The sequence below is a fragment of the Luteimonas viscosa genome, from assembly GCF_008244685.1.
Taxonomy (GTDB): domain Bacteria; phylum Pseudomonadota; class Gammaproteobacteria; order Xanthomonadales; family Xanthomonadaceae; genus Luteimonas; species Luteimonas viscosa.
The window spans coordinates 2,677,680-2,700,117 of the sequence record NZ_VTFT01000001.1 but is presented as its reverse complement, the minus strand read 5'-3'; the positions used below and the strand labels follow the sequence as shown (position 1 = coordinate 2,700,117).

Annotated in this window: 17 protein-coding genes and 1 tRNA gene; 5 read left to right on the top strand and 13 right to left on the bottom strand. The window is 71.1% G+C overall.

Going from position 1 to position 22,438, the window contains the following annotated elements; translation table 11 throughout:
- Positions 1 to 158: 158 nt before the first annotated feature.
- From ampE to FZO89_RS11830, 4 genes are all read right to left on the bottom strand, one after another.
- Complete coding sequence (gene ampE / locus FZO89_RS11845; RefSeq protein WP_149103444.1) at positions 159 to 1,076, bottom strand: regulatory signaling modulator protein AmpE; 918 nt, start codon at positions 1,074 to 1,076, stop codon at positions 159 to 161.
- Between the two features lie 112 nt (positions 1,077 to 1,188).
- On the bottom strand, positions 1,189 to 2,082 hold the full coding sequence (gene nudC, locus FZO89_RS11840) for an NAD(+) diphosphatase (protein WP_149103443.1): 894 nt from the start codon (positions 2,080 to 2,082) through the stop codon (positions 1,189 to 1,191).
- A gap of 5 nt (positions 2,083 to 2,087) precedes the next feature.
- The gene (gene erpA / locus FZO89_RS11835) at positions 2,088 to 2,450 is read right to left on the bottom strand and encodes an iron-sulfur cluster insertion protein ErpA (RefSeq protein WP_149103442.1); all 363 of its coding nucleotides are present in this window, start codon (positions 2,448 to 2,450) and stop codon (positions 2,088 to 2,090) included.
- Positions 2,451 to 2,506: 56 nt separating this feature from the next.
- Positions 2,507 to 3,283 carry a DUF6776 family protein gene (locus FZO89_RS11830; protein ID WP_262378635.1) on the bottom strand — a complete coding sequence of 259 codons (777 nt, stop codon included), beginning with the start codon at positions 3,281 to 3,283 and terminating at the stop codon, positions 2,507 to 2,509.
- Positions 3,284 to 3,366: 83 nt separating this feature from the next.
- Between FZO89_RS11830 and FZO89_RS11825 the strand changes: the two genes are divergently transcribed.
- The 3 genes from FZO89_RS11825 (at position 3,367) to FZO89_RS11815 (ending at position 8,771) form a co-directional block, all read left to right on the top strand.
- Positions 3,367 to 3,951 carry a DUF4126 domain-containing protein gene (locus FZO89_RS11825; protein ID WP_149103441.1) on the top strand — a complete coding sequence of 195 codons (585 nt, stop codon included), beginning with the start codon at positions 3,367 to 3,369 and terminating at the stop codon, positions 3,949 to 3,951.
- Positions 3,952 to 4,313: 362 nt separating this feature from the next.
- A complete protein-coding gene (locus FZO89_RS11820; RefSeq protein WP_262378634.1) occupies positions 4,314 to 6,062 on the top strand; it encodes an EAL domain-containing protein in 1,749 nt (582 codons plus the stop codon).
- 15 nt (positions 6,063 to 6,077) lie between these two features.
- Positions 6,078 to 8,771 (top strand): hybrid sensor histidine kinase/response regulator, encoded by a 2,694-nt coding sequence (locus tag FZO89_RS11815; RefSeq protein WP_262378633.1) that lies wholly within the window; start codon positions 6,078 to 6,080, stop codon positions 8,769 to 8,771.
- 187 nt (positions 8,772 to 8,958) lie between these two features.
- Here FZO89_RS11815 and bfr read toward each other — a convergent pair whose 3' ends face one another.
- The 3 genes from bfr to FZO89_RS11795 form a co-directional block, all read right to left on the bottom strand.
- Positions 8,959 to 9,429, bottom strand: a complete 471-nt coding sequence (bfr, locus tag FZO89_RS11805; RefSeq protein ID WP_149103439.1) for a bacterioferritin — start codon at positions 9,427 to 9,429, stop codon at positions 8,959 to 8,961.
- Positions 9,430 to 9,539: 110 nt separating this feature from the next.
- Positions 9,540 to 9,755 (bottom strand): (2Fe-2S)-binding protein, encoded by a 216-nt coding sequence (locus tag FZO89_RS11800; RefSeq protein ID WP_149103438.1) that lies wholly within the window; start codon positions 9,753 to 9,755, stop codon positions 9,540 to 9,542.
- 99 nt (positions 9,756 to 9,854) lie between these two features.
- The gene (locus tag FZO89_RS11795) at positions 9,855 to 10,436 is read right to left on the bottom strand and encodes an RNA pyrophosphohydrolase (protein WP_149103437.1); all 582 of its coding nucleotides are present in this window, start codon (positions 10,434 to 10,436) and stop codon (positions 9,855 to 9,857) included.
- Between the two features lie 138 nt (positions 10,437 to 10,574).
- On the opposite strand from FZO89_RS11795, the gene FZO89_RS11790 reads away from it, so the two are divergent.
- A tRNA-Met gene (locus FZO89_RS11790) sits at positions 10,575 to 10,651 on the top strand.
- 238 nt (positions 10,652 to 10,889) lie between these two features.
- Here the strand turns inward: FZO89_RS11790 and FZO89_RS11785 are convergent.
- Entirely contained in the window at positions 10,890 to 11,240 is a 351-nt protein-coding gene (locus FZO89_RS11785; RefSeq protein ID WP_149103436.1) for a hypothetical protein, read from the bottom strand.
- A 266-nt stretch (positions 11,241 to 11,506) separates the two neighbouring features.
- Complete coding sequence (locus tag FZO89_RS11780; protein ID WP_149103435.1) at positions 11,507 to 12,274, bottom strand: sterol desaturase family protein; 768 nt, start codon at positions 12,272 to 12,274, stop codon at positions 11,507 to 11,509.
- A gap of 167 nt (positions 12,275 to 12,441) precedes the next feature.
- On the opposite strand from FZO89_RS11780, the gene FZO89_RS11775 reads away from it, so the two are divergent.
- Positions 12,442 to 13,041 carry an ECF-type sigma factor gene (locus tag FZO89_RS11775; protein WP_149103434.1) on the top strand — a complete coding sequence of 200 codons (600 nt, stop codon included), beginning with the start codon at positions 12,442 to 12,444 and terminating at the stop codon, positions 13,039 to 13,041.
- Here FZO89_RS11775 and FZO89_RS11770 read toward each other — a convergent pair.
- From FZO89_RS11770 to FZO89_RS11755, 4 genes are all read right to left on the bottom strand, one after another.
- Positions 12,995 to 16,027, bottom strand: a complete 3,033-nt coding sequence (locus FZO89_RS11770; RefSeq protein WP_187471135.1) for a serine/threonine-protein kinase — start codon at positions 16,025 to 16,027, stop codon at positions 12,995 to 12,997. The two genes, FZO89_RS11775 and FZO89_RS11770, sit on opposite strands and share 47 nt — an antisense overlap.
- Positions 16,028 to 16,506: 479 nt before the next feature.
- The gene (locus tag FZO89_RS11765; RefSeq protein WP_149103432.1) at positions 16,507 to 18,066 is read right to left on the bottom strand and encodes a sodium:solute symporter family transporter; all 1,560 of its coding nucleotides are present in this window, start codon (positions 18,064 to 18,066) and stop codon (positions 16,507 to 16,509) included.
- 245 nt (positions 18,067 to 18,311) lie between these two features.
- A complete protein-coding gene (locus tag FZO89_RS11760) occupies positions 18,312 to 19,724 on the bottom strand; it encodes a sugar porter family MFS transporter (RefSeq protein WP_149103431.1) in 1,413 nt (470 codons plus the stop codon).
- A 300-nt stretch (positions 19,725 to 20,024) separates the two neighbouring features.
- On the bottom strand, positions 20,025 to 22,418 hold the full coding sequence (locus FZO89_RS11755; protein WP_425480467.1) for a glycosyl hydrolase family 95 catalytic domain-containing protein: 2,394 nt from the start codon (positions 22,416 to 22,418) through the stop codon (positions 20,025 to 20,027).
- Positions 22,419 to 22,438 lie beyond the last annotated feature (20 nt).

The following is a 22,438-nucleotide window of genomic DNA, read 5'->3' as shown; positions in this document are numbered from 1 at the left end:
TCGCTGACGCGCGAGGCAGTGCCTCGCAAGCGCGTTTCGCGCCCCTCGGAGCAAGGTGCCATCCATGGCGTGACACGCTCGGCTCCGGATAGCCCGGCCCGCACATCCGTGTGCGGGCGTTCGCTGACGCTGCGCGGCAGTGCCGCGCAAAGCTCGCGTCAGCTCACCCATCCCCCGATGACGAAGAGGGCGATGACGGCCAGCCACACCAGCAGGCTGCGCCAGACCAGGCTCATCGCATCGCGCAGTTCCGGCAGCGGGCCGAGTTCGTGCACCAGGGCGCTTCCGGTCGGCACGCCGGCACCGGCGTATTCCTCCGCTTCGTCGGCGATGTCGCTACGCACGCTCGCGCGCGCCGCCGCGCGCAGGAACCCGGTATCGAGTCGTGGCGACGCGCCACCGGCGTCCTTCCACGCGCCGACCACCACGTCGAAATTCCCCACCAGCGCGAGCGCCAGCGTCGCCAGCTGCGCGACCGGCCAGTCGAGCACCGCCAGCAGCGTGCGCGCACCCGAAACGGTGGTGGAAGGCAGGTCGGCGGCGACCTCGTCTTCAGCGACGATCGCCGTCAGCCGGTACAACAGCGCTCCGACCGGCCCCAGCAGCAGGAACCAGAACAGCACGCCGAACCAGCGCCGCAGCGCTGCGTCGAACACGGCGCAGACCAGTGCGAACGGGTGCAGGCTGGTTTCGTGGCGACGCATTCCGGGCCACAGCCACGACGCCGCGGCGCGGCGCGCGTCGCCGCTGGCGGCGTCGAGGACGGCGTCGGCATCGCGGTCGAGGTCGCGCGGGCCCCAGGCGTGGAACAGCACGATCACGCCGAACAGCAGCGAGGGCAGCCCGAACAGCGTGTCGTGCAGCAGCCACTGCACGAGCGCGACCAGCAGCAACACCGGAACCAGCGCCAGCGCGATGCCGTAGCGCCCGCGCCAGGCGCCGTCATCGGGAAAGCGTGCATCGAGCCAGCGCAGCCAGGCGCGGTACCAGCCATGGCTGCGCAGCGCCGCGGTGAGGTCGCGTGCGAAATGGCCCAGCACCAGGGCGACGACGACCGCGAGCAGGGTGGCGAACATGTCGCGATTCTAGGCGCTGCCGCGCGGTGGCGGTATCGGCCGGCGCGTCGGACTGTCGATCGATGGCAGCCGCCGCCTGCCCCGGAGCCCGGGGGACGCGACCCGCGCGCCCCTATCGCTGCGAGGAGGTGTCGTCCGCGTACCAGCGCTCGACCAGCCAGCGCGAGATCGACAGCCGCGGCGACAACAGCAGCCCGGCCTCGCGCGTTTCCCCGCGCAGCGCGGCGCCGACCTCATCGCGGGTGAACCAGCGCGCGTCCTGGAGCTCCTCGTCGCTGGGATGCGGCTCGTCGGGCTCGGCGTCCGCGACGAAGCCCAGCATCAGCGACGACGGGAACGGCCACGGCTGCGAGGCGAGGTAGCGGCAACCGCGCACGCGCACCGCCGACTCCTCGAACACCTCCCGCGCCACGGTCTGCTCCAGCGTCTCGCCCGGTTCGACGAACCCCGCCAGCGTCGAATAGCGCCTTGGCGGCCAGCCCGCCTGGCGCCCGAGCAGCAGGCGCTCTCCATCGCTCACCGCGACGATCACCGCGGGGTCGGTCCGCGGGTAGTGCTCCAGCGCGCAGCCGTCGCAGCGGCCCAGCCAGCCGGCGCGCCCGAAGCGCAGCGCGCCGCCGCAGGCGCCGCAGTAGCGGTGCCGCGCGCGCCAGTGCAGCACCGCGCGCGCCTGGGCGTAGGCGGTCGCCTCGCGCATCGGCCAGGTGGCGGCCGCGGTGCGCAGGTCGACGCGTGGGGCGGCCGCGTCGTCGTCCAGGGACGCGAACCAGGCCTGTCCATCCGCGAGCCCCAGCAGCACCGCTTCGTCGCGCAGCGCGGGATGCGCCGCACCGGTGATCGCCGGCGGGCCAGCATCGACATCGCCGCGCGCGCGGCCTTCGCCGTCGAGCAGCAGCAGTTGCGCCTGTGGCCAGAGCGCGGCCAGGCGCGCGGGGTCGTTGCGCAGGTATTCGGCACGGTCCAGCGCGCCGTCGATGAAGGCGAACGGCGCAGCCGCGACGGCCATCGGGCTCAGACGGTGAACGACGACCCGCAGCCGCAGGTCGATTTCGCGTTCGGGTTGCGGATCGTGAACTGCGCGCCGTGCAGGCTCTCGGCGTAGTCCACCGAGGCGCCCATCAGGTACTGCAGGCTGAGCGGATCCACCACCAGGGTCACGCCGTCGGTGGTGATCGCGAGATCCTCGTCGGCCTGCTGTTCGTCGAACTCGAAGCCGTACTGGAAGCCCGAGCAGCCGCCGCCCTGGATGTAGACGCGCAGTTTCAGCGCCGGGTTGCCCTCCTCGGCGATCAGTTCGCGCACCTTGACGGCCGCGGCCGGGGTGAATTCCAGCGGACGATCGAGCGATTGGTAGCCGGGGGCGAGCAGTTCCATGCAGTCAGGATGGGGCGGTGGCGTGCCGACTTCAAGCGCGGCGACGGACGGGCCGTTCACCCGGCGGTCGCGCGCGGCGCGGCTTCGCCCCACGGCAGGGTCTGCTCGACCGCCGCGCCGGACGCCGGCACCAGCCGCACGCTGATCCGCAGCGGCTGGAAGCCCGGCGGCAGCACGATCTCGCCTTCCACCTGCTGGAAGTACTTGAACGAATACTCGACGCCCGGCGCGTCCGGCTGCTGGCGCAGTGCGGCCCAGTCCAGCTGCTCCAGCTGGCCGTCGCGGGTGCCCTCGACCGCGAGCACGAGTCGACCGGAACTGACCGCTCCGCGGTTCAGGTTCTGGGTCAGGGTGACGGTGTAGTGCCAGGCCTGGTCGGTCTGCGGGGTGAGCACGAGCTCGTGCACGGCCAGCCCGCGCCGCTGTGCGGTGGAACCGACGAAGCGTTCGTAGAAGGCGACGTCGGCGCGCAATGCGGAGATCTCCTCGTCGCGCTCGGCCAGGGTGCCCTGCAGGTCGCGGTTGGCCTCGCGGCTGATCTGGTCGGAACGGGTCAGTGTCGCCACCTCCTGTTCCAGGGCCTCGATCCGGGCCTGCCCGGCCGCCAGCTGGGCGCCGGTCGCGCCGCCAGGCCCGTCCATGGCCCGCCAGACGCCCCAGAGCCCGAACAGCATCGCGGCGGCGAACAGGCCCAGGACCGCATAGGTCGTCCGGGTGGCCGACGCGGGCGGCGTTGCCGGTACCGGCGCGGGTGCGTCTGCGCCCGGCCGGGGGGAATCGGATTCGGGATCGGTCATCGAACCGGTATAGCGACGCGCCGGCGGCGGCGTCAAGGCGGAGTCCTCCTATACTCGTCGGCACAGGCCGTGGCCTGCCGTGATGTTCAGCCGCCGTCCGGCTTGCGAGGAGACCCGCCATGTCCGAAGCCCACCTGTTCGCCGTCGGCGTGCTGCTGGCCTGGCTGGCCGGGATCCGCGCCTACCTCACCGTGTTCGGCGTCGGCCTGGCCGGCGCGCTGGGCTGGCTCGACCTGCCGCCCGCGCTGGAAGCCACGGCCTCGCCCTGGGTGCTGGGGGTGTCGGGCGTGCTGGCGGTGACCGAGTTCCTGGCCGACAAGATCCCCGGGGTGGATTCGGCCTGGGACCTGCTGCAGACCCTGGCGCGGGTGCCGGCCGGAGCCTTCCTCGCCGCCGCGGCACTGTCGCCGGACGGTGAACTGGGCGCCGGCATGCTCGCCGCCGGCGCGGGCGTTGCCCTGACCAGCCATGCGGTCAAGGCCGGAACACGGGCGCTGCTCAACACCTCGCCCGAACCGGTCAGCAACTGGACCGCGTCGACGGCCGAGGACGTGGTGGTGGTGGGCGCACTGGGACTGGCGTGGTCGTATCCGTGGGCGGTGCTGGGGATCGTGGTGACGCTGGGGATCGGCATGCTGCTGCTGTTGTGGTGGGTCTGGCGCCTGTTGTTCCGGCGCGCCCCGCGCCCCACCGCCGCAGCCTGAGCCGACGGTCACACTTCCGCTTTTGCGCCTCCGCGTTCCCTGCGCGCTGGCCGCGCGCCGGGGCGTTTGCCGTGCAATAGTCGTCATGCCGCATTGCCGACATAATGCCGGCCTCAGGGGGAAATGGATGGACCGCGTGGCTGCGCAGGCAGGCTCCTCGCTCTTTCGGCTGTTGCCGCCGCGAATGCGGCAGGTCGACGCGCGCCCGCGGCAGGCTGCGTTCGCCACGATCCGCGCGGTTGCCGACGCCACGGCTTTCCGGCAAGGTTCCAGCGGTGTCTGACGCCGACAATCGCCAACGCGCGGAATTTCCGCCCACCGGATTCTGGCGCCGCTGGTGCGAGGATGCAGCGGCGGCGGTCATGCCGCGCGCGGACCCGGTCGCCGACCCGGAGGCGCTGGCGCCGGCGGCGTTGCAGTCCGACGCCCCGTCACCGGCGCAGCCCGGCGGGGAGGCCACCCCCTGGCGGGTACTGATCGTCGAGGACGATCCCAGCCAGGCCCTGTTCGCCGAGAGCGTGCTCCACGGCGCCGGCATGCAGGCCCAGGTGGTGTCGGTCACCAGCGAGGTGATGGACGCGATGGAGCGGTTGCGCCCCGACCTGGTGCTGATGGACCTGCACATGCCCGGCCTCGACGGCGCGGAGCTGACCGGGATGATCCGCGCGCATGCGGACTTCGCGCTGACGCCCGTGGTGTTCCTCACCGGCGACGAGGATCCGGAGCGACGCTTCGAGGCGCTCGACCTCGGCGCCGACGACTTCCTGCGCAAGCCGGTGCGCCCCAAGCACCTGATCTCCGCAGTGCAGAACCGGATCGTGCGCGCGCGTGCGCTGCAGGGGCCGGCCGCCGCCGCGCACCGGCACCCGGCGACCGGCCTGCACACGCGCCCGCAGATGCTCCAGCTGCTGTCGTCCACGGTGCCGGGCGCGAGTGACGGCGCGGCGTTCTTCGTCGAGATCGCCGGCTCGGCCGCGCTGCGCGACCGCTTCGGCTATGCCGCGCTGGAGACGCTGCTGACCGACGCCGGGCGCCGGCTCGGGGAGGTCGCCGACGGCCATCCCGCGGCGCGCCTGAACGACAACACCTTCCTGGTTCTCGCGACCGGGCTGGCGGCCGACGCGCTGCCGCCGTTCGCGCGACAGCTGCGCGACGGTCTGGGCGAACACGCCTTCGCCGTGGGTGCGGAGCGCGTGCGCCTGCGGGCGGTCGTGGGTTATGCCGACCTTGCGCTCGGCTTCGAGGATCCGGGCGCCGCCCTGTCCGCGGCCGAGGAAGCCCTGCGCGCCGCCCGCGGCCATGCCCACGGCGTCGCCGCCTGGGAGCGGCCGGTGTCGGTCGAGGACCGGGCCCAGACCGAACTGGCGCGCACGCTGCGCGAGTCGCTGGCGTCGGGCGGCCTGATGGCCGCGTTCCAGCCGATCGTCGCGGTCGCCGGCGGCAACGACGCCCAGTACCAGGTGCTGCTGCGGCTGCGCGACACCCGCGGCGAGCTGCATGCCGCCGGACAGGTGCTGGCGGCGGCGGGGCGCATCGGCGCGACCCTGGAGGTCGACCGTCGCGTCATGGAGATCGCGATCGGCGCGCTGCGCCGGCAGCGCGCGGAGAACCGGGTGCTGCGCCTGTTCGTGACCCAGTCGCCTTCGACCCTGTCGCACGACGGCCACGCCCAGTGGCTGCTGCAGGCGCTGGCGGAAGCCGGCGTGGACGGCGCGTCGCTGGTGGTGGACGTGCGCCAGGAGGACGCCCTGGTTCACGCGCTGTCGCTGCAGGACTTCTGCAGCGAGATGGTTTCGGCCGGCGTGCAGCTGTGCCTGAGCCAGTACCACTTCGGTCCCGAGGCCAACGCCCTGCTCGGCCAGCTGCCGCTGGGCTACGTGCGGCTGGCCGCACGCTATTCCAGCCAGTTGCATGAGCCGGCCGTGCGCGACGAGATGCGCAGCGCGATCGACTTCGCGCACCGCCTCGGCCTGCAGGTGATCGGGCAGCAGGTCGAGGACGCGCAGTCGGCCGCCACGTTGTGGATGACGGGCGTCGACTTCATCCAGGGCAACCTGGTGCAGCGCCCGGCCGGCGAACTCGAGTTCGACTTCCAGAGTTCGGTCCTCTAGGGCGCACCGATGGCGATGATCAGCACCGCCCGTCCTTCCAGCGCGATGCTGCGCTGGTTCACGCTCGGTGCCGCCGGCGGCGCGGCCGTGACCATGGCGTTGCACGTGCTGGGCATGGAAGGCCCGTGGCAGGGCTTCGCCCTGGTGCTGGCGCTGCTCGCGGTGTTCGCCTCGATCGCGGTGTTCTACAACCTGCGCAGCCGCGAGCAGGAATTGCTCGAAGCGCAGGAGCGCACCCAGCGCGACGAGCAGTTGCTGGGAGAGCTTCAGCGCGAACTCGAGCGCCACGCCCAGCTGGAACAGGAGCTGCGCCTCGCCAAGCAGGGCGCGGAGTCGGCGGTGATGGCCAAGGGCGAGTTCCTGGCGACCATGAGCCACGAGATCCGCACGCCGCTCAACGGCATCGTGCCGATGCTCGACCTGCTGATGCACGCCAGGCTCGCGTCGGACCATGCCGAACTGGTGCGCACCGCATATCTGTCGTCGCAGCAGATGCTGCGCATCGTCGACGACATCCTCGACTACTCCAAGCTCGAGGCCGACAAGCTCGAACTCGAGACGACCACGTTCAACCTGCGCGAATTGCTCGAAGGCGTCCTGCAGTTGATGGAACGCCCGGCGCAGAGCAAGGGCCTGCGCCTGCACATGCAGCTCGACCCGGGCGTGCGCCTGCCGGTGCGCGGCGACCCGGTGCGCCTGCGCCAGGTGCTGGGCAACCTGGTCAGCAACGCGGTCAAGTTCACCGAACGCGGCTCGATCACGGTGTCGCTGCGCAAGACCGGCGAGACCGCCGCGCAGCACCAGTTGCGCTTCGAGGTGCGCGATACCGGCATCGGCATTTCGCAGGCGGCGCAGTCGCGCCTGTTCCAGGCCTTCAGCCAGGCCGACGCCTCGACCACGCGGCTGTACGGCGGCACCGGTCTGGGGCTGGCGATCTCCAAGCGCATCGTCGACCTGATGGGCGGCCGCATCGGCGTGGAGTCCGAACCCGGACTCGGCGCCACGTTCTGGTTCGAGATTCCGCTGCTCAAGGTACAGGGCGACATGCAGGCCGAAGACAGGACGCCGCAGGGCGGGCGCCTGCTGCTGCTCAGCGCCGACCCGCGCCTGCGCCTGCGCCTGAGCATGCTGCTGCCGAACTGGGGCCTGCGCGTGACCTCGGTGGAGACCACCCAGGAGGCGCTGGACCGGCTGCGCACCGCGGCCAACCAGGGCCAGCCCTGGGCCTATTCGATCGTGCTCGCCGACCTGGCGGGCATGCGCAACACCGCGCTCGCGCTGCACCGCAACCTCGGCCGCCAGAGCGTCTACGGCGAACTGCGCCTGGTGTGCCTGTACGGCGACGACCCGGTGGCCGACGAACTGCAGCGCAGCGTCACCCTGCTCAGCCGCCAGGCGCCGGATCCGGACCTGCGCGCCGCCCTGTTCGAATCGACCGTCGACCCGCCCGCCGCCGAGGCGACCGAGGAGGAATCCGTGACCATGGCGCCACCCGCCGCCTCGCCGCCGGCGACCACCAACCTGGACAAGTTCGCGGTGCGCAAGCCGCGCGTGCTGCTGGTCGAGGACAACCCGGTCAACCTGATGGTCGGCCAGCGCCTGCTGGGCGTGCTGGGCATCACCTGCGATACCGCCAGCAATGGCGAAGCCGCGCTCCTGCGGATGTCGGCCTCGCGCTACGACATCGTGCTGATGGACTGCCAGATGCCGGTGATGGACGGCTACACCGCCACCCAGCGCTGGCGCGAGAACGAGGAGGCCAGCGGCGACGGCCGCCGCCTGCCGATCATCGCGATGACCGCCAACGCGATGGCCGGCGACCGCCAGAAGTGCCTCGACGCCGGCATGGACGACTACCTGCCCAAGCCCGTCACCCGCAGCGAGCTCGAACGCTGCCTGCACCGCTGGTGGGACCCGGACCAGGTGACGATGCCTGCCGAGTTCGGCGAGCCCGTCGCGGCCGACGAAGCCCCGGAGGCGATCACCGCGACCGACCTGGACCCGCAGTTGCTCGGCCTGCCCACCGCCGACGCGACGCCACCGGCGACCCGGCCCGCCGCTCCGCCCCCGGGCGTGGCCGCCGAACCCGCGGCTGCGCGGACCGTCGCACCGGCGACGCCGGTGCCGGCACCGCCCGCCGCCGCGACGCCACCCGCGCCCCCGCGTCCGATGCCGTCACCCGCGCCGACGACCAGCCCGGACACCACCCCGACGCCGGTCGCAGCCGCTCCACGGACGCCTGTACCCCCACCGTCCGCACCTTCCGGCGCGCGTGCGCCTTCCCCCGCGCCTGCCTCCGTGGTCCCGCATCCGCCCCAGCAGCCACCCGCCGTGGCGCCGGAGGCGCCGAAACGCCAGCTCGCCGCGGTCCTCGACACCGAGATCCTGGACGACCTGCAGGCCATGCTCGGCGAGGAAGTGGACCGGCTGGTCGACATCTTCCTCGACGACACGCCGCGCCTGATCCGCGCGCTCGAGAACGCGGCATCGGGCCCCGACTACGATGCGCTGCGCGACGCCGCGCATTCGCTCAAGTCCTCCAGCGCCAACCTCGGCGCGCTGTCGTTGTCGGCGGCGGCCAAGCGGGTGGAGCTCGCGGCGCGCGAGAAATCGCTGGAGCGCCCCGCGGTGGCGGTCGCGCTGATCGCCAACGAGTTCGCCCGAGCGAAGCAGCAGTTGCTGGCGCGGCGGCCGGCGCAGCAGGCCTGAGCGCCCGTACGGCCGGACAAGCCTCTGCTGGCCGCAAGCGGCGGCGTCGAGGTCGTCGATGCGGTGCCTGTCGGCACGCATGCCGCGGCGACCGCGGTGGCCACGCCGGACGGCGACGTGGACCGTCCGCGACGGGGCGGACGGTCCGTGCGCCACGCGGGACGAAGGACAGCCCCGGCGCCGGCGCTCAGTCCTCGATCTTGCTCTGCAGGTAGTTCTGCTCGCCGATGCGCGCGACCAGGTCGAGCTGGGTCTCGAGCCAGTCGACGTGTCCTTCCTCGCTCTCGAGGATGTCGGCGAAGAGCTTGCGACTGACGAAGTCGTTGACGGTTTCGCAGTACGCGATCGCCTCGCGCAGCAGCGGGATGCCTTCCATTTCCAGCGCCAGGTCGCAGCGCAGGATCTCGACCGGACTTTCGCCGATCTTGAGCTTGCCCAGCGCCTGGAAGTTCGGCAGCCCCTCGAGGAACAGGATGCGTTCGGACAAGATGTCCGCGTGCTTCATCTCGTCGATCGATTCGGCGTACTCGTGCTTGGCGAGCTCCTCGAGGCCCCAGTTCTTCAGCATCTTGGCATGCAGGAAGTACTGGTTGATCGCGGTCAGCTCGTTGTAGAGCGCCTGGTTGAGATAGCGGATGACCCGCGCGTCGCCTTTCATTTCCATGGTTCCGTGGAGCGTGGACGCGGCAACTCTAGCGCCCCCCCGCGCGCGGATGACGGAACACGAATAGGGTGCATTTGTATCCGCGCCCCAAAGGCGCGGAACGGTCAGGCCGCGCGCGAGAGGACCGGGAGCGCGACCAGGCCGCTGGACATGCCGGCGGGGCGTGACTGCTCGAGCAGCGCGCTGGCGGTCTCGACGCAGGTGCCGCAACAGGCACCGATGCCGGTGCGCATGGTCAGCTCCGGCAGGGAGCCGCAGCCGGCTTCGGCCGCACGGCGGATGTCGAGTTCGGTGACCCCGTTGCAGATGCAGACGTACAAGGCGCGCGACCTGTTCGCGGAACGGACGCCTATTGCGCCACACATGAGAATGAGTGTCAATGCCGCCAGAACTCGTATTCAGCGCGCCCGTCCGCGGCCCTAGTCCCGCTCCCGGCTCGAGGGCTGCCGCGCGGCGCCGGGCCGATGCCGGGGCCGGCGCCGGCCGCGGTCCCGTTCGATGCTGGCCGCCGGGATCGCGTTCCCGGCGATCTGGCGCGCGAACGGTGCCAGGTGGCGCAGCGCGCTGGCGTAGACCCCACGCTTGAACATCACCACGTGCTCCACCGGATACCAGAAATCCACCCAGCGCCAGTGGTCGAACTCGGGCCTGGGGGTCAGGTCCAGCTGCAGGTCGCTCTCCTGGCCGGTGAGCTGCAGCAGGAACCAGACCTGCTTCTGGCCGATGCAGACCATGCGGTCGTTGCGGCGGATCGCGTTGTGCGGGAGCCGGTAGCGCAGCCAGCCCGGGGTCACCCCGAGGACCGCGACGTGCTCGGGCAGCAGGCCGGTCTCCTCGCGCAGCTCGCGATACATCGCCTCGATCGGCGTCTCGTCGCTGTTCATCCCGCCCTGCGGGAACTGCCAGCCGTCGCGCCGCACCCGCCGCGCCCAGAAGACGCGACCGTCGGTGTGCATCAGGACGATGCCGACATTGGGGCGATACCCGTCCGGATCGATCACGATGCGGACTCCAAGATCTACTGCCCCCGACTCTGCCACGACCACTGCGAAAGTGCCAACTTCCCCGGGCCGGCGTTGACGCCGTGGTTTCGCATCGCGACAATACGCGGCTCGCCGCCCTGCGCGCGCGATCGATTTGGCTATGTAGCTCAGCCGGTTAGAGCACAGCACTCATAATGCTGGGGTCGGTGGTTCGAGTCCACCCATAGCCACCACCTCCGGGTCGTCACGCGTCCCGCGGACGCTGCACGAAACCGCCGGGCCCTCGACGTCTCCCGCGCCACCTCGATTCCGTGCTGGATCGTGCCGACGTCCGCGCCGAGCGATAACCTGCGGCCGCCCGCCTCCGGCAGCGCGGCGCAGCCCCGCGCAACCGGACAGAGGCCGGCGGGGCCTCGTGGAACCGGTTGCGTGGTGCCGCGAACGCGCCGGAGTCGAGCCGGGTGGGCGCGCCTACCGCCAGGCCGGATTCAGCTCGTGGAACTGGCGGTGCTGGCGGAGCAGTTCCTGCTCCCACACGCTGAGCGGCGGCGACAGGCCACGCTGGCAGTCTGCGACGGACGGTGCGCGGCGGCGGGGAATGTGCCGGGCCTGGCGCCAGAGATCGGCGTCGCAGGCGCGATCCACGGACCGCGCGCGGGTTTTCGCGTTCGCGGTGTTCGGCGCGGAAGCGGCGCTCGCCGCGCCATGGTGAGGGCCGGCGACATGCTGCCCGGGCGTTTCGTTCGCCTGTTCGGGAACGGGGACGGCGACACCGCCGAGCGCGCTGACGAGGAACAGGAGGGTGGTTGCGAGGTTGGACATTTCGGGGGAACTCCAGAGGGTTGGGTTGAGGTCGCGAAAACGGAAGACGCGCGGACCCGCCCCGCACCGGAATGGGCAGGGACAAGGCGCAGGAAGCGGAAGGCATCCCCACCCGCGCGTCCCGTCGGCGATGACCAGGGTCGCCGGAGCGGTGCAACGGGGATGCGGCGGACGGGACCCGCCCGGATGACGCTGGTCGACGATTCAGTTCGTTGCGGGCGGCCGCAGCCGGTGCCGGTGCCGGTGCGATCGACACACGGGCATGATCAGGACGCGCGGCCTCCGGGTTCCTTCGACACGTCCCGGAACAGCACCATCTCGGCGACGCGCCGCGACGCACCGTCGTAGAAGCCCTGTCGCGGCGCGTGCCGCTTCGGGTTTCGGAAGGTGCCGAACAGGATGTCGAACAGCGGCAGGTCGGAATAGTTGTAGGCGTGCACGCCGCGACCGTGGTGGATCGAATGGCTTTCCGGGCGCTGCAGGATGTAGCCCATCCAGCGCGGCGTACGGATGTTGGCGTGCTGGAATACCGCCATGAACGTGGTGGCGTACAGCACCATCGTCGCCGACTCCGGCGACAGGCCCACCAACAGCGTCAGGCACAGGCTGGAAAGCGCGATCCAGCCGACCATGTCGAGCGGGCTGAACCAGAAGGCGCCGAACGTGTCCAGGCGCTCGGCCGAGTGATGCATCTGGTGCAGCGCGCGCCACAGCAGGCCCGACCCGTGCATGCTGCGGTGCCAGGCATACACGCCGGCCTCGTACACGAGCACGCCAACCACTGCGCCGGCCCAGACCGGCAGATGGCTCAGATCCAGCAACTGGTAGGCCTGCAGATGCGCGCTCCAGAACAGCGGCAGGTAGGAGGACAGGAAAAAGAACGCGGCGAATGCCGCCAGGCCGCGCCAGTGCCAGCCGCGGATGGACGGCAGTCGCCGCGCGGGGAAAAACAGCTCCCATGCCATCAGTCCGGCGTACAGCAGGAACACGACGAGGGAAACGGGATCGAGCAGGAGTTGCAGCGGAGAAGGCATGACATGACCTGTGGTGTTGGGGGACCGGCGCACGCGGCAGGCGCCCCTGTCCGCCGCCGCGAGAGATTGGGATATACGCAGCAGGCCACCGCGTCCCGCCACTTCCCGGTCAACGGCGCGTTCCCGGGCCGTCGCGCATTGCGGCCGGGCGCGCTGGCCGGTCCGGTATGCGCGACCCGTTCTTCGAGACCATGGACCAGAGCCTCCACGACCTGCTGGTCGCCTACCGCAAGGGCGAACCCGACGCCCTGGGCAAGCTGATGCCGCTGGTGTACGAGGACCTGCGCCGGCTCGCGCGCCGCCAGGTGCGGCAATGGCCGAACCTGACGCTGGACACCACCGGCGTGGTCCACGAGGCGTACCTGAAGCTCGCCCGCCAGCACACGCTCGACGCCAGCGACCGCGCGCATTTCCTGGCCATCTGCAGCCAGGCGATGCGTCAGTTCATCGTCGACCACGCGCGCCAGAAACGCGCCGACAAGCGCGGCGCCAACGTGGTGTTGCACAACATCGAGGACCTGGACATCCCGGTCCAGGGCGAGGCCGACGAATTGCTGCTGATCGACCAGGCCTTGCGCGGCCTGGCCGACGCCAGCCCGCGACTGGTGCGCGTGTTCGAATGCCGCTTCTTCGCCGGGCTCAGCGAAGCCGAGACCATGGAGGCGCTGGGCCTGCCGCTGCGCACCGTGCAGCGCGACTGGATGCGCGCCCGCGCCTGGGTCAAAGACATGCTGTCCGGGCAGCAGCCTTTGCCGGCCCGGCACTGAGGTCGGCGGGCGCCTGCAGGCAGGGCACGCTGCGTTGCGCCGATCCCAGCTGGTCGCGGCCGACCGCGACCGCCCGGCCCAGCGCGCGCGGCTCGACGCTTCCCGGCCGCAGTTGCTCCAGGCGCAGGCTCGCCCAGGCCCAGAGTCCCGGCATCCGCTCGGGATCCAGGCCGGTGCCCAGCGCCCGCGCGAACAGGTCGGCCGCGGGGTCGCGCTCCCCGGCCAGGATCAGCGCCTCGCCGCCATCGAGCAGCGCCCACGCCAGTTCCGCCGGCGACACCGCCGGGTGCGACTCGAAGGCACGGATGCCATCGACCACCTTCGCCAGCGCGTCGTCGCGGCGCCCGGCCGCGGCATCCACCGCGGCCGCAGCGAGCACCTGGCCCGCGATCAGCCGGTCGAGCGGCCCACCGGTGTGCGCCCGCACGCCGGCTTCCTCGAGCGCGGCCGCCGCCGCGTCGACGCGCCCCTGCGCCAGCAGCACCTCGGCACGGTTGGTATGCACGGTCAGGCGCATGTCGGCGTTGTCCGGATAGCGCTGGCGCTGGATCGTCGCGAGTTCGTCGAGTCGCGCGAGCGCGGCGTCCTGGTCGCCTTCGCGATAGTCGATCCGGGCCAGCGTGCCCGCACCGAACAGGTACAGCGACAGCGCCGACTCCCGGTCCACCGCGGCCATCGCCTCCCGCGCCAGCCGGCCGGCGGATGCGAAGTTGCCGCGCAGGTACTCGATGGTGGCGAGGTTGATGCGGTCCGCCGCCGCCGATGCGGTGCTCCCGCGTCCCGCCTCGACGTTGCCCGCAAGGGAGGCTTCGCAGGCGGCCTTGGCCTCGAGCAGGTCACCGCCGCTGATGAAGGCGACGCAGGCATCGCCCCATGCGACCGAGACCCGGGGATGGCTCGCGCCCAGCGCCGACGCCAGCGCCTGCGCCGCTTCCTTGCCGTAGCGTCCGCTGGCGGCCGGATCGTCCGCGGCCAGCGATCCCACCAGGCTCAGCGTGCTCAGTCGCGCCGCGCGCTGGATCGCGGTCTCGCCCTGAACAGGCGATTCGAGCCGCCGCACGATCGCCCTCACCCGCTGCGGATCCTCGCCCCGCTGCCCGATGTTGAGGTAACGGCCCAGGCGTCGCAGCGCATCGATCGATCCGCTTTCCAGCGGCGCGTCGGAGGCCACCAGTGCTTCGAACACGGCGTCGAACTGGCGGGTCGCCTCGGGCAGGCGGCCGACGGTCTCGTACAGCTCGCCGAGCTGCGACCAGGCCTGCGCCCGCTCCACCAGCGGCAGGTCGGCGTCGCGGGTGCGTTCGAGTGCCGGTCCCAGCATCTGGATCGCCTCCTGGTCGCGATCCTGCTGCGAGAGCGCGTCGGCCAGCAGGGCGCTCATGGCGAGCAACGTCCGCGGGTCGTCCACCTGGCGGGCGTCGGCGGCACGCAGCGCCTCGCGCGCGCGCGTCGCCGCCAGTTGCGGTTGCCCCATGTCCAGTTCGAGGTTGGCGAGCACCGCCATCAGCGCCAGGCGCGTCCGCGGATCCACGTCGCGACTCCCGGCGAGCATCGAATCGCCCACCCGCACCAGGGTCTCCAGCGCGTGTTCCTGCTCGCCGCGCAGGTAGGGACTGGCCTGTTTGAACACCTGGCCCATGAACCCCTCCACCGCCAGCGCGCGCTCCTGCTCGCGCGCCTTCTGCGCGCGCTCTTCCGCGATGCGTACCAGTGCCATCGCGGCCACGATCGACAGCGCCGCCATGCCGACCACCGCCACCGAGGCGACACCGCGATTGCGGCGCCACCACAAACGCGTCCGTTCCCAGCGGCCGGCGTGCGCGGCGGCGACCGGGCGCAGCGAGCGCCAGGCTTCGAGGTCGCCGCGCAGTTGTTCGATGCTCGCGTACCGGTCCGCCGGGCTCTTCGCCAGGCACTTGAGGACGATCGCGTCCAGGCCCCCGCGCACCTGCCGCGCCAGCGCCTCCGCATCGGCCGCGCCGCACGAGACCGCGTTGTCGCGCACGCGCGGGTCTTCTCGCGCTTCGACCAGGCGCCGGCTCGGCGCGACCGCCGGCTCGTGCAGGATCGAATCCACGCGGGTGATCGAGGTGATGTTGCCGTCCACCGGCCAGGGCCGGCCCACGATCAGCTGGTAGAGCAGGGCCCCGATCTGGAACACGTCGGTGGCGGTCGACACCGCCGCGCCACTGAGCTGTTCCGGGGCCGCGCAATCGGGGGTGAACAGCTTGATGCCTGGCGAGGTGGCATCGGCTTCGGCCTCTCCCAGGGCCTGGGCGATACCGAAATCGAGCAGCCGCGGCTGGCCCCACCGGTCGACCAGGACGTTGGACGGCTTGATGTCGCAATGCACCACCAGTTGCGCGTGCGCGTGTTCGAGCGCGGAGCACAGATGGATCGTCCAGCCGACGCGTTCGCGCAGGTCGAGCTCCCTGTCCGCGGCTTCTTCCAGGATCGAACCGCCGTCGATCGCCTCCATCGCGAGGTAGACGTTGCCTTCGGCATCGACGCCGGCGTCCAGGAACCGGGCGATGTTCGGATGGTCCAGGCGCACCAGGGTGCGCTGTTCGGCAAGCAGCCGCTCCCTGAGCGTGAGGCCCACCCTGTCCGAACGCACGACCTTCAGCGCCACCTGCTGGGAGAAGCCGTCGAAGCGGCGGGACGCCAGATAGACCTCGGACATCCCGCCCCGGCCGATCAGGCGCTCGACCAGGTAGGGTCCGACCCGTGTCCCGGCGGCCAGCGGCTGCGTTTCGACGCCGAACAGGCACTCGCGGGCGAGGCTGCCTTCCAGCGCGCCGCCCGGAGCCAGTTCCCCCGACTCCTCCAGGCACAACGACAACAGGCGCTCGACCGCGGCCGCCAGCGCCGCGTCCGTGTCGCGCAGTTCGGCGAGCCGGCGCAGCCGCGCGGGCGCGTCCAGGTCGAGCAACTCGTCCAGGAGGCGGTCGATCGTCCTGATGTTGCTTGCGGAATCTTCCGGCATGGCGATTTCACCAGCGGCAACATGCGGCATCGGGCAAGCGGAGCACTCGACCGTTCCCGCGGCATCGGGACCAGGCGGACGCACCCGCGCCCTGCGCCCGTCCCGCGCGACACCCCATCACATCCCGGCTCCGCACTGCGCGCCCGCCGCTTGCCGTCGCGAACCACGGCACCGCGGACGTACTTCGTGCACCGGTGGTCGACGCCATGGCGACCGTCCCCCGGCGACGGCCACCGGATCATACGCCTGCCTGCCGCGCGATTCCGCCGCGTCGCCGACACCCTGGCGGGCGTGGCGGGCTCGCGTGCGGTCCGGGCTTGCCGCACCGGGGCCGTTCAAGCCACTACGGGATCCTGCAGCGCCACCCGCCATCGCAAGACCCGGAGACGGATGGCACGGCGTCGTTTCCGACGTCGGCCGGAACGCGCCCGGTTGCGACGCGCCATCCCGCGGTCATCGCACCCCTGCTGGGGGCGACCTCACCAGAACACGGCGTACAGCGCCGCCAGGATCGCGAGCACGGCCACGGCGCCGGCGTTGAACGAAGTCCCGGTCCGGTAGTCGACATCGTCGGTGCGGATGATGTCCTTCTCCGGCGCGTGCCGCATCGACAGCGACACCACAACCGCCAGCGCCAGCGCCAGCAGGAACACCAGCCCGACGCGATCGATGAACGGCAGCGCCGGCCACGCCAGCTTGAGCACGATCGAGAGCACGAACGAGCCGATCGCGGCCGCGAGCGCCCCGGCCTCGTTGGCGCGCTTCCAGAACAGGCCGAGCACGAAGATCACCACGATGCCCGGGGTGAAGAAGCCGGTGTATTCCTGGATGTACTGGAAGGCCTGGTCGAAGCTGCCCAGCAGCGGGCGCGCGGCGAGTACCGCCAGCGCCATCGCCACCACCGTCACGATGCGGCCGGTGCGCACCAGGCGGCGCTGGTCGTCGCGCTTGCGCGAACGGTACAGGTCGAGGGTGAAGATGGTGGAGATGGAGTTGGTCATCGACGCCAGCGAGGAGACGATCGCCGCGATCAGCGCCGCGAACACGATGCCCAGGATGCCCGCCGGCAGCAGCGACATCATCGCCGGGTAGGCCGCATCGGGACGTGCGATGTCCGGCGCCAGCAGCACGGCGGCCAGGCCCGGCACCACCACGATCACCGGCATCAGCAGCTTGAGGAAGGCGGCGAACAGCACGCCCTTCTGCGCCTCGGCCAGGTCCTTCGCCGCCAGCGCGCGCTGGATGATGTACTGGTTGAAGCCCCAGTAGCTCAGGTTCATGATCCACATGCCGCCGATCAGCACGCTGATGCCGGGCAGGTCCTTGTAGAAGGGATTGTCGGGCGACAGGATCATGTGGAAGTGCCCGGGCACCTCCATGCGCAGGCGCTGGAAGCCGGCCCAGATGCCGGCGCCCTCGCCGATGCGGTCGAGGGTGATGCCCGCCAGCAGCAGGCCGCCGGCCACCAGCAGCACCACCTGCACGATATCGGTCAGCGCGACCGCCTTGAGCCCGCCGTAGAGCTGGAACGCGAGCGCGAAAACCGCCAGCCCCAGCAGCGCCGCCATCTGGTCGATGCCGGCCACGTGCGCGATCGCCAGCGAACCCAGCCACAGGATCGAGGTGAGGTTCACGAACACGTACAGCCCCAGCCAGAACACCGCCATCACCGTGCGGATGCGCGTGCCGTAGCGACGCTCAAGGAATTGCGGCATGGTGTAGATGCGGTTGCGCAGGAACACCGGCAGGAACCACTTGCCGACGATCAGCAGGGTCGCGGCCGCCATCCATTCGTAGGATGCGATCGCCAGGCCGATGGCGAAGCCCGAGCCGGACATGCCGATGATCTGCTCGGCCGAGATGTTGGCCGCGATCAGCGAGGCGCCGATGGCCCACCACGGCAGCGACTTGCTGGCGAGGAAATAGTCGTCCGTGTCCTTGGCATGGCCCGCCTTCTCTCGCGAGACCCATTGCGCCAGCACGAACACGCCGGCGAGGTAGGCCAGCACGATCGCGATATCCAGGCTGGACAATTGCATCACTCGTTCCTCATCGGTTGCGGCGAGGCGGGGGTGGCCTGCGCTTCAAGCAGGCTCACCGGTGTGTCCAGGGCGCGTGGACGCATGTCGCCGGAGAGGCATCCACGCCTCCGGGACCGGGCGATCGACGCGCGCGTGACGCGTCTTCGAACGGCCAACATCCGTCTTCGGCACCTTCCCACCCGTGAGGGGCGCAATGCCCCGCCAAACGGGTGGAAGGAACCGCGTCGGTCTTGTCCGGGGCGTCAGCCCTCCATCTGCTCCAGTTCGCGGCCCTTGGTCTCGTGCACGAACTTGATCACGAAGAACACCGAGATCACCGCCATGACCGTGTAGATGCCGTAGGCAGTCGCCAGGCCGATGCCGGCCAGCAACATCGGGAAGGTCCAGGTGATCAGGAAGTTCGCCGTCCACTGCGCCAGCCCGGCGACCGCCAGGCCGGAGCCGCGGATCTGGTTCGGGAACATTTCGCCCAGCATCACCCACATCACCGGGCCCCAGGACAGGTTGAAGAACACCACGTAGGCGTTCGCCGCCACCAGCGCCAGCAGGCCCATCGAATCGCTGAGCTGCAGCTTGCCGGCCGCGTCGACGCCGCCGGTGGCGAAGGCGAAGGTCACCAAGCCCAGGGTGACGGCCATCCCGACCGAGCCGATCCACAGCAGCGGCTTGCGCCCGACGCGGTCGATCAGCAGCACGGTGACGATGCAGGCGCCGATGCTGAGCGCGCCGGAGAGCACGTTGATCAGCAGCGCGTCGGATTCGGAGAAGCCCACCGCCTGCCACAGCACCGCGCCGTAGTAGAACACCACGTTGATGCCGACCAGCTGCTGGAACGTGGCCAGACCCACGCCCACCCAAACGATCGGGCGGATCCTGCCGGTGGCCTTGCTGACCAGGTCCGACAGCCGCGGGCGGTGGTGGTCGGTGGCCAGCGAGGCGTCGATCTCGCCCAGCTTGCGCTCGCCCTGCGCCGCGCCGTACAGCCGCGACAACACGCCCTGCGCACGATCGCGCAGGCCGCGCGCGACCAGGTAGCGCGGGCTTTCGGGAATCGCGAACAGCAGCACGAAGAACAGCGACGCCGGCACCAGCTCGGCCCAGAACATCCAGCGCCAGGCCTCGTACCCCATCCACAGTTCGGCCACCGACGAGGTCGCCACCTTCGCCAGCAGGTAGTTGCTCAGGAACGAGGCGAACAGGCCCGAGATGATCGCGATCTGCTGGATCGTGGCCAGCCGGCCGCGGTAGCGCGCGGGTGCCACCTCGCTGATGTAGGCAGGCGACATCACGCTCGCCGCACCCACCGCCAGGCCGCCGATCACGCGGTAGATCACGAACTCGAACGAGGACGTGGCGATGCCCGAACCCCAGGCCGAGACGATGAAGAACACCGCCGCGAACAGCAGCATCGTGCGGCGGCCGTAGCGGTCGGCCAGGGTGCCGGCGAACCACGCGCCGACCGCGCAACCGAGCAGCATCGAGGCGACGTTGAATCCCGTCACCGCCGCATCGGAGTCGAACGCGGTGGTGATGCCGTCGACGGTGCCGTTGATCACGCCGCTGTCGTAGCCGAACAGGAAACCGCCGATCGTCGCCACCAGGCTGATCAGGATGATGAAACCGGTGTTCTCGCCTGACGCGTTACCACTGCTCATGTATTCCCTCCCGGGATGACTTTCCGTTTCTGCTGGATCCGACGAATCGCACGAAGCTCGCGTCCACCGCTGCGACCGTCCCCGCGACAGCGGAAGCGGCCTGGCGTCACGGGGAATACGACACCACTGGAGCCAGGCACGCACTCGCCCGGGGCGGCAGGTCCGGCTCGCTGGATGACTGCGCTGTCATCCAGTGCCGCATAGGGTAGCCGGAGTCGCGTGTCGCGCTTCGTGCATTGCAGCAATCGCGCGGGACGGTCTCCGCTGCAACCAACGCGAGCGCGTTGCGGGCAGCCGGCATCACGCACGTCGCAGTCCGCCGCGATCCGGCCGGAGTTCTGCCGCCTCGCCGGCCGCCAGGGTCAGGGCCAGCTCCCGCCCGCGGTAGTCCACGCGGTATTCGCCGCCCTTGTCGCTGCGCAGCGTCGCGCTGGCCAGCGCGCCCCCGCGCCAGGCCAGGTCGACGGACGCCGCGTTGCGCACGCGCACGCCGCGCAGCTCACCGGTCGGCCAGTCTTCGGGCAGCGCGGGCAGCAGGAACACCGTGCCGCCCCAGCTCTGCAGCAGCATCTCGGTGATCCCGGCGGTGCCGCCGAAATTGCCGTCGATCTGGAACGGCGGATGGGCATCGAACAGGTTCGGGTAGGTGCGCGACGGGCTCAGCAGCATGCGCAGAATCTTCATCGCGCGCTCGCCATCGCGCAGGCGCGCCCACAGGTTCAGGCGCCAGCCGATGCCCCAGCCGGTGGCCTCGTCGCCGCGGATCTCCAGCGAGCGGCGCGCGGCGGCGGCGAGGTCCGGCGTATCGCGAACGTTGATCTGGCTGGAGGGATGCAGCGCATACAGATGCGAGACGTGGCGGTGGTCCATCTCGGGCGCGTCCATGTCCCAGTCGTCCTGCCATTCCTGCAGCTGGCCGGCACGCCCGATGCGGTGCGGCGGCAACCGCGCGCGCAGGCGTTCCAGGCGCTGCGCGAACGCCGCATCCACCTGCAGCAGCGCGGCGCCCTCGATGCACTGGCCGAACAGGTCGCGCAGCAGTTGCGCGTCCATCGACGGCCCGGCGCACAGCGCGGCGCCGTGCGGGTGGACGTTCTCGGGCGAGATCGACGGCGCGGTCACCAGGGCACCGGTGTGCGGATCCTCGACCAGCACGGCCTCGAAGAATTCCGCCGCGCCGCGGAACAGCGGATACACCTTGCGCAAGTACTCCGGATCTCGGTCGTAGTCCCAGCGGTCCCACAGGTGCTGCAGCAGCCAGGCGCCGCCCAGCGGCCACAGGCCCCACTGCGCGCCGTCGATCGGCGCGGTCGCGCGCCACAGGTCGGTGTTGTGGTGCACCACCCAGCCCGGCGCGCCGTACATGCGCCGCGCGGTCTCGCGACCGCGCTCTGCGAGTTCGAAGACCATGCGTTCAAGCGGCTCGACGCATTCGGGCAAGGCGCCCGCCTCCGCCGGCCAGTAGTTCATTTCGGTGTTGATGTTGATCGTGTACTTGCTTTCCCACGGCGGCTGCAGCAGGTCGTTCCAGATGCCCTGCAGGTTCGCCGGCTGGGTGCCGGGGCGCGAGCTCGCGATGAGCAGGTAGCGGCCGAACTGGTGGTAGAGCGCGGCCAGCGCGGGATCGCTCGCGTCGGCGAAATGCGCGACACGCTCGTCGGTGGGCAGCTGCGCGAGCGCGGCGGGCGAGGCGCCGAGGTCGATCTGCACGCGCCGGAAGAGCGCGCGGTGCGCGGCGACGTGGTCGTCAAGCAGTTCGGGCCATGAACGCGCCGCCGCGCGCGCGAGCTGGTCGCGGGTGGTCGCCCCGGGATCGCCGGAGACGTCGTCGTAGCGGCGGAAGCTCGTGGCCGCGGTGAGCAGCAGCACCACCTCGTCGGCATCGCGCACCTCGATGCGGCCGTCGCGCCGCTGCAGCGTGCCACCGACCGGCAGCACCCGCAGGCGCGCGGCGAAGCGCAGCCGGCCGTCCACGCCGAACGCCCCCTCGTTGCGCCCATGCAGCAGCACGCCCGCGTCGCCATCGGCCTCCACGCTCGCGCTGGGCTGGTCGCTCGCCAAGCCGATACGCAGCGAAATGCGGCCCGGCTTGTCACCCGACAGGCGCATCGCCAGGCACTGGTCGACCGGCGAGACGAACACCTCGCGCCGGTGCTGCAGCCCGCGCGCCTCGAACGTCGAGGTCGCCAGCGCGCGGTCCAGGTCCAGCTCGCGCCGGTAACCGTTGGTCTCGGCGATCTCGAAGAAGTCCAGCACCAGGTCGCCGAGCGGCTGGTAGGGCATCTGTTTCGGCGGCCGACTGAGCATGGTCTCGTTGGCCAATGCTTCGGCCTCGGCATAGCGGCGCGCGAACAGCAGGCGCCGCACTTCGGTCAGCGCCTCGCGTGCATCCGGCGGCGTGGGATCGTACGGGCCGCCGGCGTAGAGCGTGTCCTCGTTGAGCTGGATGCGTTCGTGCTTGCCGCCGCCCCACACCATCGCACCGAGCCGGCCATTGCCCAGCGGCAGCGCCTCGACCCATTGCGTGGCCGGGCGCGGATACCACAGCCGCAGATCCTCCCATGACGCGCCACCCGCGACGGCTACGCCATCGGCAGACCCCGCGGACGCACCAGCCGCGTCCGTGCCGAGGGCAGGCGCGGCCGCCCGCACATCGGCGCGACCGAAACCTGCCGCCGCGCCCCCTCCCGCCACCGCCGCCAGCGCGGCGGCCT